At 71.7% G+C, this 11922-nt stretch carries 13 protein-coding genes; 4 read left to right on the top strand and 9 right to left on the bottom strand.

Annotation, left to right across the window (positions count from 1 at the left end; translation table 11 throughout):
* Positions 1–102: 102 nt before the first annotated feature.
* Both HDG69_RS06535 and HDG69_RS06530 read right to left on the bottom strand, forming a co-directional pair.
* Positions 103–1350: a baeRF2 domain-containing protein gene (locus tag HDG69_RS06535; protein ID WP_171782875.1), complete on the bottom strand. Its 1248-nt coding sequence runs from the start codon at positions 1348–1350 to the stop codon at positions 103–105.
* 115 nt (positions 1351–1465) lie between these two features.
* Complete coding sequence (locus HDG69_RS06530) at positions 1466–1843, bottom strand: chorismate mutase (RefSeq protein WP_171782874.1); 378 nt, start codon at positions 1841–1843, stop codon at positions 1466–1468.
* Positions 1844–1963: 120 nt separating this feature from the next.
* Here HDG69_RS06530 and HDG69_RS06525 point away from each other — a divergent pair, with 120 nt between their 5' ends.
* Complete coding sequence (locus HDG69_RS06525; protein ID WP_171782873.1) at positions 1964–3772, top strand: AMP-dependent synthetase/ligase; 1809 nt, start codon at positions 1964–1966, stop codon at positions 3770–3772.
* Between the two features lie 40 nt (positions 3773–3812).
* Here the strand turns inward: HDG69_RS06525 and clpX are convergent, their stop codons facing one another.
* From clpX to HDG69_RS06500, 5 genes are all read right to left on the bottom strand, one after another.
* Complete coding sequence (gene clpX / locus HDG69_RS06520; RefSeq protein ID WP_171782872.1) at positions 3813–5078, bottom strand: ATP-dependent Clp protease ATP-binding subunit ClpX; 1266 nt, start codon at positions 5076–5078, stop codon at positions 3813–3815.
* A 166-nt stretch (positions 5079–5244) separates the two neighbouring features.
* Entirely contained in the window at positions 5245–5970 is a 726-nt protein-coding gene (locus HDG69_RS06515; RefSeq protein ID WP_171782871.1) for an ATP-dependent Clp protease proteolytic subunit, read from the bottom strand.
* A 52-nt stretch (positions 5971–6022) separates the two neighbouring features.
* Positions 6023–6631 (bottom strand): ATP-dependent Clp protease proteolytic subunit, encoded by a 609-nt coding sequence (locus HDG69_RS06510; protein WP_171783220.1) that lies wholly within the window; start codon positions 6629–6631, stop codon positions 6023–6025.
* Positions 6632–6826: 195 nt separating this feature from the next.
* Complete coding sequence (gene tig / locus HDG69_RS06505; protein WP_171782870.1) at positions 6827–8191, bottom strand: trigger factor; 1365 nt, start codon at positions 8189–8191, stop codon at positions 6827–6829.
* A 247-nt stretch (positions 8192–8438) separates the two neighbouring features.
* Positions 8439–9056: a helix-turn-helix domain-containing protein gene (locus HDG69_RS06500; RefSeq protein WP_171782869.1), complete on the bottom strand. Its 618-nt coding sequence runs from the start codon at positions 9054–9056 to the stop codon at positions 8439–8441.
* Between the two features lie 67 nt (positions 9057–9123).
* On the opposite strand from HDG69_RS06500, the gene HDG69_RS06495 reads away from it, so the two are divergent.
* Positions 9124–10080, top strand: a complete 957-nt coding sequence (locus HDG69_RS06495; RefSeq protein WP_171782868.1) for an NAD(P)/FAD-dependent oxidoreductase — start codon at positions 9124–9126, stop codon at positions 10078–10080.
* A gap of 63 nt (positions 10081–10143) precedes the next feature.
* Here the strand turns inward: HDG69_RS06495 and HDG69_RS06490 are convergent, their stop codons facing one another.
* Together HDG69_RS06490 and HDG69_RS06485 are read right to left on the bottom strand one after the other, a co-directional pair.
* Entirely contained in the window at positions 10144–10533 is a 390-nt protein-coding gene (locus HDG69_RS06490; RefSeq protein WP_171782867.1) for a DUF4190 domain-containing protein, read from the bottom strand.
* A gap of 41 nt (positions 10534–10574) precedes the next feature.
* Entirely contained in the window at positions 10575–11045 is a 471-nt protein-coding gene (locus HDG69_RS06485) for a cation diffusion facilitator family transporter (protein WP_171782866.1), read from the bottom strand.
* Between the two features lie 170 nt (positions 11046–11215).
* On the opposite strand from HDG69_RS06485, the gene HDG69_RS06480 reads away from it, so the two are divergent.
* Together HDG69_RS06480 and HDG69_RS06475 are read left to right on the top strand one after the other, a co-directional pair.
* Complete coding sequence (locus HDG69_RS06480; RefSeq protein ID WP_171782865.1) at positions 11216–11578, top strand: YidH family protein; 363 nt, start codon at positions 11216–11218, stop codon at positions 11576–11578.
* Positions 11575–11922 carry a DUF202 domain-containing protein gene (locus HDG69_RS06475; protein ID WP_171782864.1) on the top strand — a complete coding sequence of 116 codons (348 nt, stop codon included), beginning with the start codon at positions 11575–11577 and terminating at the stop codon, positions 11920–11922. The genes HDG69_RS06480 and HDG69_RS06475 overlap by 4 nt, the downstream gene beginning before the upstream one ends.

Genomic DNA, 11922 nt, shown 5'->3' with positions numbered 1-11922 from the left:
CGGGAGGAGGGGCCGGCGCACGGTCGTCAGACGCGAAGTGCAGGGCGCGCAGCGCCCGTGAACGCGACCGTGCGCCGGACCCTCCTCCCGGGCTCGACAGCCTTACAGGGCCCGCAGGCGCGCCCCGTCGCTACTCATCGACGCGGCCGACTCGTGCGGCGTGCCCCCGTCCTCCCACCGGAGCGTCGCACCGACTCCGTCCATGAGCTCGACCGATCCCTCCGGGGCGAAGACGAGCCCGGAGTCCTGGCCGACGGCCGCCCGCATGAGCGCGGAGGCCACGGGCAGCTCCTCGAGGCCCTCGGTCACGCCCAGGCCCTCGAGCTGCGCCCTGGCGATCCCGATGTGGAGCGGCTCCGGGCCGATCCACACCTGCCGGCCGTTGAGGAGCGTGCTCGTGTCCGGGCCGTTCTCGGCGCCGTCCGTCCACGACCGCAGGGCACGGGCCGCGTCGTCGGCCAGCTGCTCGGACAGCACGAGGTGCTTGACCTGTCCTCGCGAGAGGACCTCGACGACGTCCTCGACACCGGCGACGGCCCCGCTGTCACGTCCCAGGCCCTCGCGCAGCTCCGCGAGCACCTGCTCGCTGCGTCGCGCGCGGAACGAGTCCAGCGCGTCGGCCACCGCCTCGGCGAACGACTCCTGGTGCACCCCGGCGTCACGACCACCTCCGGCGACCTCGACCGTCACCTCGGAGGCCTGCTGGCCGAGCGCACCGCGGACGAGGGGCACCGCACGCACGTCTCCGGTGACCAGCACGACCTCGGGCCGCTCGGACGCGACGCGCCGGTCGATCTCGCCGGCCACGGCCTCGGCGTTGCGACGCCACGAGTCCTCCGCGCGCGACTCGATCGTCGCGCGCTTGGTCGACGTGCTGGAGGTCTTCGACACCTGGTCGTGACCGCCCTCGAACGCCTCGCTCTCACCGAGGCGGGTCCCGTCGGTGGCGACGGCGAAGAAGTCCGCACCCTGGCGGTCCACGGCGACGCAGAGGGCGTCCACCGCCTGGTCGGCCGACCGGGCCGCCTGCAGCAGCGACGGCACACGGTGCCAGACGGCGGCCATCACCGAGGGCGGTTCTCTGAGCACCCGGTCGACGAGGACGCCGCCGGCATCGGCGATGAGCACCCTCCCGTGCGGGCCACGGACCCTGGTGGGGCGGCTGACCGCCTCGTCGAGGTCGTCGAGCACACCGTCCGGTGCGCCCTGCTTCCCCAGGTTCTTGCGCATGGCCCGCCAGCGGTTGGCCACGTCCTTGTCGCCCGCCTCGACCGATCGCGTCGCGTCCAGGTAGACGGTCGCGAACGGGCCGGGGTGGCCGACCAGGGGCTTGATCCATTCAATCGTCATGCAGGGTCTCCCTCGCGTCGGTCGACTGTGCCTCCCAGCGTGCGACGGATCCCTTCGGCGCGCCACCCGCGCCGCGAGCACGGCGCGATCACGGTGCTTCAGACCACGGTGCTCTTCAACTGTAGGTGTCGAGCGGGGGCGCGTTGCCCGCGCGCTTCCCGGCCTCGTGCTCGGCGGCGATGCGCTCGTGATGGCGGATCACCTCGGAGACGATGAAGTTCCGGAACGCCTCGGCGAACTGTGGATCGAGCCCGGCCCCGGACGCGATCGTCTTGAGGCGCTCGATCTGCTGGCGGTCCCGCTGCGGGTCCGCCGGCGGCAACCCGTCGGTCGCCTTGAGCTCTCCCACCCGCTCGGTCGCCCGGAACCGCTCGGCCAGCAGGTGCACCAGCGCAGCATCGATATTGTCGATGGTGCGGCGCAGCGCGAGGATCTCGGGGGGCAGCGCCCGGCCGGTCTCGGGAACGGGAGCTTCGTCGAAGGGCTGAGCCATGCCCTGATCCTACGGTCGTCGCTCGGGCCCAGGGCGCGTGACCGGTATGTGACCTCGACGGTGTAGTGTCCTGCAGGCTCCGCGCCCGGGGCCATCCCGCCGTAGCCGGAGACACTCCCGATGAACCATGCCGCGACGCCCAGCCTCGTGGACGTGCCCGAGGGCACCAGCATCACCACCCTCCTCGCCGACCGCGTCGCCCGGACCGGTCACGGCACGCTCCTGGAGCGTCGCGACGGCTCCTCCTGGGTCCCGGTCACCGCCCACGAGTTCGACGCCGACGTCCTCGCGGTGGCTCGCGGGCTCGTCGCGCACGGCGTCGAGCCGGGCGACCGGGTGGCGATCATGAGTCGCACCCGCTACGAGTGGACGCTGCTCGACTTCGCGATCTGGACGGCCGGGGCCGTCCCCGTGCCCGTCTACGAGACCAGCTCCCCCGAGCAGGTGCACTGGATCCTCTCCGACGCGCGTGTCCGCCTCGCGGTCGTCGAGACCCCCGCCCACGCCGACGCCGTGGGGCAGGTCGACGCCGACCTGCCCGACCTGGAGCGTGTCCTCGTGCTCGACGGAGGTTCCTGCGGTGCCCAGGACGCCGCGCTGGCGACGCTGAGGTCCGCAGGGCGCAGCGTGCCGAACCGCTCGTTGCTCGCCCGCCGTGACGCCGTCGGCCCGGACGACCTCGCCACGATCGTCTACACCTCGGGCTCCACCGGGCGCCCCAAGGGGGCCGAGCTCACGCACCGAGCCTTCTGCCACCTGGCGCTCAACGCCCAGCAGGCGCTGCCGGACGTGGTCGCCGCCCGCGACGCGCGCACCCTGCTGTTCCTGCCGCTCGCGCACGTCTTCGCACGTCTCATCCAGGTCGCGGCCGTCGCCGGGAGCACCGTCGTCGGGCACTCCGGTGACGTGAAGAACCTGGTCGCGGACCTGCACGACTTCCGCCCGACCTACCTCCTCGCGGTCCCCCGCGTGCTCGAGAAGGTCTACCACTCGGCCGAGCAGGCCGCCGGCGGCGGTCGGCGGGGTCGGCTCTTCGCCTGGGCCACCGAGACCGCGGTCGCCTGGTCCCGTGCCCAGGACGACGGCGGGCCGGGTCTCGCGCTGAGGGTGCGGCACGCGCTGGCCGACCGTCTGGTCCTCGCGCGGGTGCGGACCGCCCTGGGCGGCCGGGTGCGCCACGTCATCTCCGGCGGCGCGCCGCTCGGGGAGCGGCTCGGACACTTCTTCCGCGGGGCGGGGCTGACGATCCTCGAGGGCTACGGCCTGACGGAGACGACGGCGCCGACGGCGGTGAACCTGCCGGGTGCGGTCTCGATCGGGACGGTCGGACCACCGTTCCCCGGCACGGAGGTCCGGATCGCCCAGGACGGGGAGGTGCTGGTCCGTGGCCCGCACCTGATGCGCGGCTACGCCGGCGACCCCGCGGGCACCGCGGAGGCCTTCACGGGCGACTGGCTCCGCACCGGCGACCTGGGCAGCCTCGACGAGTCGGGTCGACTACGGATCACGGGGCGTGCCAAGGAGATCATCGTGACCGCCGGTGGCAAGAACGTCGCGCCGGCACCCCTGGAGGACCGGGTCCGTGCGCACGCCCTCGTGTCCCAGGTCGTCGTGGTGGGTGACGGAAGACCGTTCGTGGCGGCGCTCGTCACGCTCGACGCCGAGCTGCTGCCCGGTTGGCTCGCCGCGCGCGGGATCCCCCGGGCGCCCGCCGCCGACGTGCGGGACCACCCCGACGTCCTCGCCGCCGTCCAGGCCGCGGTCGACGACGCCAACACGACGGTCTCCCGTGCCGAGCAGATCCGCACCTTCCGGGTGCTGGACGGCGACCTCACCGAGTCCCGGGGACACCTGACGCCCTCGATGAAGGTGCGCCGCTCGGCCGTGGTGAAGGACTTCGCCCACGAAATCGACGCGATCTACGGCTGACCGACGCCGTCTCCCGACCGGCGCACGTCGGCAGCCGGGGTCAGGCGGACTTGCGGTTCCGGACCGGACCCGACGACCGCGGAACGATCGTGGGGTTGACGTTCTCCTCGACCACGTCACGGGTGACGACCACACCCTCGACGTCGTCGCGGCTCGGGACGTCGAACATCACCTGCTGGAGGACCTCCTCCATGATGGCCCGCAGCCCGCGGGCGCCGGTGCCCCGCAGCAGGGCCTGCTCGGCGATGGCGTCGATGGCGTCGTCCGCGAACTCCAGGCGGACCCCGTCGATCTCGAACATGCGCTGGTACTGCTTGACCAGCGCGTTGCGCGGCTCCGTCAGGATCCGCACCAGCGCCTCCCGGTCGAGCGGGGACACCGAGGCGATCACCGGCAGGCGACCGATGAACTCGGGGATCAGGCCGTACTTGTGCAGGTCCTCCGGGCGCACCTCGGAGAAGAGGTCCTCGTTGACCGCCGACTCCATCGGTGCGGAGAACCCGATCCCTCGCTTGCGCGAGCGAGCGGCGATGAGGTCGTCCAGCCCGGCGAAGGCACCCGCCACGATGAACAGCACGTTGGACGTGTCGATCTGGATGAACTCCTGGTGGGGGTGCTTGCGGCCGCCCTGTGGCGGCACGGAGGCGCTCGTGCCCTCGATGATCTTCAGCAGCGCCTGCTGCACACCTTCGCCGGAGACGTCCCGGGTGATCGACGGGTTCTCCGCCTTGCGGGCGACCTTGTCGACCTCGTCGATGTAGATGATGCCCGTCTCGGCCTTCTTGACGTCGTAGTCCGCGGCCTGGATGAGCTTGAGCAGGATGTTCTCGACGTCCTCGCCCACGTAGCCCGCCTCGGTGAGGGCTGTGGCGTCCGCGATCGCGAAGGGGACGTTGAGGAGCTTGGCAAGGGTCTGGGCGAGGTACGTCTTGCCCGTCCCGGTGGGGCCGATCAGCAGGATGTTGGACTTCGAGATCTCGACGGCGTCCTCGTCGTCCTTCGCCGGCGGCGCGGCCTGGACCCGCTTGTAGTGGTTGTACACGGCCACGGCCAGCGCTCGCTTCGCCGGTTCCTGGCCGATGACGTACTGCTCGAGGAACGCGAAGATCTCCCGCGGCTTGGGCAGCTCGGTCATCCCGACCTCGGTGGCCTCGCCGAGCTCCTCCTCGATGATCTCGTTGCACAGGTCGATGCACTCGTCGCAGATGTACACGCCCGGTCCGGCGATCAGCTTCTTGACCTGTTTCTGAGACTTGCCGCAGAACGAGCACTTGAGCAGATCTGCGCCGTCACCGATTCGAGCCACCTCGGGCCTCCTTGTCTCGTGCAGGGCCGTCTCGTGCAGGTCCTTCGACCATTCCACACCACGCGGGCCGCGTTGTCAGCACGATAGGCCCGGTGTGGCGTCACCCGGGGCACCGACACGTGGTCGGCGCCCCGGGCGCACCCGGCGCAGCAGGAGCTGCAGCCGGTCAGCTCTCGAGCTGGGCGACCTTGCGGGACTCGAGCACCTGGTCGACCAGGCCGTAGTCCTTGGCGGCCGCCGCGGTGAGGATCTTGTCCCGCTCGATGTCGTCACGGATCTGGGCGACGTCCTTGCCCGTGTGCTGCGCGAGCGTCGTCTCGAGCCACTCGCGCATCCGGATCAGCTCGTTGGCGTGGATCTCGATGTCCGACGCCTGGGCGTAGCCACCGTTCTCCATCGCCGGCTGGTGGATCAGGACGCGTGCGTTGGGCAGCGCCAGGCGCTTGCCCTTCTGCCCCGCGGCGAGCAGCACGGCCGCCGCCGACGCGGCCTGCCCGAGGCAGACCGTCTGGATCTGCGGCTTGATGAACTGCATCGTGTCGTACAGCGCCGTCATGGCCGTGAACGACCCGCCCGGCGAGTTGATGTAGATCATGATGTCGCGGTCGGGGTCCTGGGACTCCAGGACCAGCAGCTGCGCCATCACGTCGTCGGCCGAGGCGTCGTCGACCTGGACACCCAGGAAGATGATGCGGTCCTCGAAGAGCTTCGTGTAGGGGTCCTGACGCTTGAACCCGTAAGGCGTGCGCTCCTCGAACTGGGGCAGCACGTAACGTGCAGACGGTGCGGCGGCGCTCGATCCGTACGGCATCGCGACGCCGCCCGGGCGCGCGGCGCCCCCGGCGAGGCGCTCGGCCGTCATCGCGAACTGGTACTCGGGCGAGTGGCTCATGGTTCTCCTCGGAGCAGGAAAGGTCTGGCGACCGGGTCGGTGGAGGGTGGTGTCAGCTGGGGTTCGTGCCACCGCCACCGGCGACCGACGACGCCGTGTCCACGACACGGTCGACGAAGCCGTACTCGAGGGCCTCGGCCGCCGTGAACCAGCTGTCCCGGTCGTTGTCCTTGAGGATCTTCTCGAGCGGCTGACCGGTCTGCTCGGCCGTGAGCTCGGCGAGCACCTTCTTCATGTGCATGATCAGCTGTGCGCCGATGCGCACGTCGGTCGCGGTACCACCCACGCCACCGGACGGCTGGTGCATCAGCACGCGGGCGTGGGGGGTGATGTACCGCTTGCCCTTCGCCCCCGAGGACAGCAGGAACTGCCCCATCGACGCAGCCATGCCCATGGCGACCGTGGCGACGTCCGGCTGGATGAACTGCATGGTGTCGTAGATCGCCATGCCGGCGGTGATCGAGCCGCCCGGGGAGTTGATGTAGAGGTAGATGTCCTTGTCGGGGTCCTCGGCCGCCAGGAGCATCAGCTGGGCGCAGATCGCGTTGGCGTTGTCGTCGCGGACCTCCGAACCCAGCCAGATGATGCGCTCCCTGAGGAGCCGGTTGTAGATGGAGTCGTTGAGGCCGAGGCCCTGTCCTTCGGACCGAGCCTCCGGCATCGCCCGGTCCACCTGCAGCAGGTCGTTCACGTCCGTCTCCTTCGGTTCGCTGTCGCTCGACCCTAACGCGCCCCACCGGCCCGAACAGTCCCCGGCAGGGCCTGTTTCGCTGCGGGCGCACAGCCCCGTCACCGCGGACGACGACGGCCCGCACCTCCTGCGCGGAAGGTGCGGGCCGTCGTCGTACGGCGGGGGTCAGGCCTTGGCCTGCTCCTCGGTCGCCTCGTCCTCGGCGACCTCCTCCTCGGCGGCGTCCTCGGCAGCGGCGGCCTCGGCCTCGTCGTCCTCGGCGGTACCGATGAACTCGGTCAGGTCGACGACGTTGCCGTCGGAGTCCTTGACCTCGATGTCGCGCAGGGCGACGGCGAGCGCCTTGGAGCGCGCGACCTCACCGACCATGGCGGGGATCTGACCACCCTGGTCGAGGGTCTGGATGAACTGCTGCGGCTCCATGCCGTACTGCTGGGAGGCCTGCACCAGGTACTCGATGAGCTCGCCCTGGCCGACCTTCACCTCGAGCTGCTCGGCGAGGGTGTCGAGCAGGATCTGGTTCTTGATCGCCTTGGTGGCGTCCACGACGACCTCGGCACGGTGGTCCTCGTCCTCCAGCCGTCCCTCCTGCTCGAGGTGGCGGTGCACCTCGGCGTCGACGACGCCCTGCGGGACGGGGATCTCCACGGCCTCGAGCAGCTTCTCCAGGAGCGCGTCGCGGGCGGCGACGGCCTGGTTCGAGGTCTTCGCCGAGGCGACCTGCCCACGCAGGTCGGCCTTGAGCTCGTCGAGGGTGTCGAATTCCGACGCCATCTGGGCGAAGTCGTCGTCGGCCTCGGGAAGCTCGCGCTCCTTGACCGAGGTGGCGGTGACCGTGACCGTGGCCTCCTCGCCCGCGTGCTCGCCACCGGCGAGGTTCGAGGTGAAGGTGGTCGTCTCGTCGGCGGACAGCCCGGTGAGGGCCTCGTCCAGCCCTTCGAGCATGTTGCCCGCGCCGATCTGGTAGGAGACACCGGAGACCGAGTCGATCTCCTCGTCGCCGATGACGGCCTTCAGGTCGATGACGACGTAGTCGCCCTCGACGGCGGGACGGTCGACGCCCACCAGCGTGCCGAAGCGCTCACGCAGCGAGTCGAGGCGCTCGTCCACGTCGGCGTCGGCGACCTCGGTCGACTCGACGGTCAGCTCGAGGCCGGACAGCTCGGGCAGGGTGAGCTCGGGGCGGACCTCCACCTCGGCGACGAACGCGAGCTGGCCCTCGCCCGCCTTCTCCGGGACCTCGGTGACCTCGACCTCGGGCTGACCCAGGGGGCGGAGCTCGCTCTCGGCCACGGCGTCACGGTAGAAGCCCGAGAGGCCCTCGTTGACGGCGTGCTCGACGACGGCACCCCAGCCGACCCGCTGGTCGATGATGCGCGGGGGGACCTTGCCCTTGCGGAAGCCGGGGATGTTCACCTGCTCCGCGATGTGCTTGTAGGCGTGGTCGATGCTCGGCTTGAGCTCGTCGTACTCCACCTCGACGGTCAGCTTGACCTTGGTGGGGTCCAGGGTCTCGACGGCGCTCTTCACTTCGATGGTCTCCAGAGTGTCGGGTGCGTGCGCGCGCGTCTCGCCGGTGTGTTCCGGGCTGGTTGCTGCGGCGCTGGATGCTGTGCAGTGCTGTTCGTGCTCGGGTCCTGCTCAGGTCGTGCTCGGTCCTGCTCGTGGTTCCGAAGCCGGTACGGCAGGCGTACGGGCAACCCATCGATCATACGCCACCGCGCTTCGCGCCCGTCAGCCACCGACAGGTGGGATAGACCACGCCTGCGTCCGCCGGTCAGGGCTCCTGGGCGGGGCGCCGGGGCCGCACCCGGGTGTGGGTTCGCTGTCCCTGCTCGCCGAAGAGGCTGAGCAGCTCGACCGCCTCGTCGTCGGCCGGTCCGAACCAGTGCGGTACCCGGGTGTCGAACTCCGCGGCCTCCCCCGGGCCCATGACGAGGTCACGGTGCCCGAGGACGAGGCGGAGCCGGCCGGTGAGCACGTAGCACCACTCGTACCCCTCATGGGTGCGCAGGTCGGGCCGACCGCTCCGGGCGCCGGGCTCGATGATCATCTTGTAGGCGACGATCTCCGTCGCACCCGGGGTGAGCGGGACGTAGGTCACGCCGTCGACCGTGACGGGGTCCAGGTGCACCCGTGGGTCACCGGTCGTCGGGGCGTCCACCAGGTCGTCGAGCGTGACCCCGTACGCCTGCGCGAGCGGCAGGAGCAGCTCGAGGGTGGGCCGGCGCAGGCCGGACTCGAGCCGGGACAGGGTGCTCACGGAGATGCCGGTCTGCCCGGACAGGTTCGCGAGGGTGACCTTCCGTCCGGTCCGCAGGCTCCGTAGCCGCGGCCCGACGGTCCCCAGCATCGCGGCGAGGGCGCCCTCGGGCCCCGTCTGTTCGTGTGCCATGTCCGCCAGTTTGCCACGGCGGCAACGAGCGTTGCGCGCGTCGAGAGTCGTTCTCATGATGGGTTCCATGAGCGACACACTCGAGAACACCTACGACGTCCTCGTGATCGGCGGCGGAGCCGCCGGGCTGAGCGGGGCACTCACCCTGGCGCGCGCACGCTGGCGCGTCGCCGTCCTGGACGCGGGCGACCCGCGCAACGCGCCCGCCGTCGGGATCCACGGGCTGCTCGGGCGGGAGGGCATCTCCCCCGCCGAGCTCCTCGCCACCGGGCGCACCGAGGTCCGTGCGGTCGGCGGGCACGTCGTGGACGGACAGGTGGCCCAGGTCGTCCGGGACGACGCCGGCACCCACCCCTTCGCGGTGACGCTCGACGACGGCAGGGTCTCCCGGTCCCGGCGCCTGCTCGTGGCGACCGGCCTGCGCGACGAGCTGCCCGACGTGCCCGGCCTCGCCGAGCACTGGGGCCGCGACGTCGTGCACTGCCCCTTCTGCCACGGCTACGAGGTCCGCGACCGACGCATCGGCGTCCTGGCGACCGGCCCGCACGCCGCCCGCCAGGCGCTGCTGTTCAGCCAGTGGAGCGACCAGGTCGTGCTGCTGGGCCACACCGCTGCCGTACCGGCAGAGGAGGACGCCGCCAAGCTCGCCGTGCGCGGCGTCACCGTCGTGCCCGGCGCCGTCCGTGAGGTCACCTCGGACGACGGACGCCTGTCCGGCGTCCTGCTCGACGACGGCTCCACCGTGGCGCTCGACGCGCTCGCCGTGGCCACCACGATGCGCGCCCGGGCCGACGTCGTCGCCCAGCTCGGGCTGCAGGTCGCCCCGCACCCCTCCGGGCAGGGCGAGCACGTGGTGGCCGACGAGACGGGACGCACCTCGGTCCCCGGGGTGTGGGTCGCCGGCAACGCCGGCAACCTGGTCGCCCAGGTCTCGACCGCCGCCGCCGAGGGCGCCTGGGCCGCGGCCCAGATCACCTTCGACCTCGTCGACGCCGACGCCACCGCTCTCGTCGACGCCCGCTGACGCGCCACGGCCCGCCACGACGCAGGACGTCGTGGCGGGCCGTGGACCGGGCGAAGGGCTGGCTCAGCCGCAGGTGTAGGTGACGCCGTTCTGGACATGGGTGCCCGGGCCGAGGTCGTTGCACACCTCGACCACGTGCGCCAGGCCCAGGCCGAGCGCGATCGACCCGATGATGACACCGATCAGCACCAGGCTGCTCACGATGATGCCGGCGATCGCGATGCCGTTCGGCTGGCCGACCTTCTTCGACTTGCGCAGGCCGACGATCGACAGGATCAGGCCGACCAGGGACAGCGGGCCGAGGAAGCCGAGCACCAGGCCGACGATCCCCAGGGTCTTGCCGGGGTTCTCGACCGGCGGCTGGCCGTAGGCGGGTGCCGGGGGCCCGGCGGGATAGCCGCCCGGCGGCGGCGTCGGCTGCTGCTGCGGGGTGTTCGGGTCCGGGGTGGTCATGGCTCTCCTGGTCGGTAGGGGACGGACGGGTCAGCGGCTGATCATGCCAGAGGACCGTCGCCGGGGCGGGAAGGCGCGGGGGCCCGCAGGGAAGGTTCTTCCGGCGTCGAGACCGTGAACACGGCTCCGCTGATCGCCTCCAGCCGCGCCACGGCCCGCTCCAGCTCGTCGAGGTGCCGGGCGACTTCGACCTCGAGCTCGTCACCGCGCAGGTCGACGCTGGCGGTGAGGTAGGGGGACCTCGGGCCGACGAACTCGATCCTCAGGTAGGTGACCCGGTCGACCTGCGGGAGGGTCAGCAGGTGACGGAGCACCGCGTCGCGGGTGGCCGGCCGGGCGACCTCCCCGACGAGGAGCCGCCGGTCGCGGTCGACGAGCACCACCGCGCGCAGCCTCGGGTCGGAGGTGACCACGACGTGCCGGACGACGTCGCGCCGCACCGCTCGGGCCTCGGTGCGTGCCTGGCGCCAGGCACGCACGAAGGACGCACCCTCCAGGACGAACGCCAGCACGGCGTTCGTCGGTGTCCGCCCACGAGTGCACCGCCTCCGCGAGCATCGACGCCGACCCGGTCCGCGGTCCGCCGACGCCCGTGGACGCACCCATGTCGCCGCCGCGCCGCGCCGTCCGGCAGGTGCCAGGATGGCGGCGACGGTTCCTGCGAGAGGAGACGGTCCGACCCATGACCGCCGAACGCTTCCCCCGATGGGTGTACTCCCGGGGCACCGAACCTGACGCCCGGTTCTCCCTGGCCAACGAACGCACCCTCCTCGCGTGGATACGCACGGCGCTCGGGCTCCTTGCCGGCGGGACCGCGCTGGAGGCCCTCGACCTGCCCCTGGAGCCCCGGCTCCGCCTCGCGGCGGCCGTGGTGCTGCTCGTCGCAGGGTCGGTGGTACCCGTCGTCGCCGCCGTCGAGTGGGCGCGCGCGGAGCGCGCCATGCGCGAGGAGAGCCCTCTGCCGGGAGCGATCACCGGGTTCGTGCTCGTCGTGACCGTGACCGCCGTCGGAGTGCTCGTCCTGCTGGCGCTGATGCTGCGATGAGCGACCCGGCCGACGTGCCCACCCCGTCCGCCGAACGGGGCGTGGCCGCCGAGCGCACCGCGCTGGCCTGGCGACGCACCCTGCTGTCGTTCATGGCAGCGAGTCTGGTCACCACCCAGGTCCTGCCCACCGTGCAGGGTTCGCGGGCGCTCGCGGTCTCCGTCGCGGTCCTGCTGGTGCTCACCCCTCCGCTGTGGTGGTTCACCGCGCAGCACGCCCGCCACACCCACGCGCACCTCCAGGCACCCACCCCGCGACTGCGGCACGGCCGGCGCATCGCGGTCGTGTGCGCCAGCACGTGCTTGCTGGGCCTGGGCGGGGTGGTCCTGGTCCTCGCCTCCTGA

This window comes from Isoptericola halotolerans (assembly GCF_013149785.1).
GTDB lineage: Bacteria > Actinomycetota > Actinomycetes > Actinomycetales > Cellulomonadaceae > Isoptericola > Isoptericola halotolerans.
The sequence above is the reverse complement of the archived record's forward strand: the minus strand, read 5'-3'. Positions and strand labels throughout refer to the sequence as shown.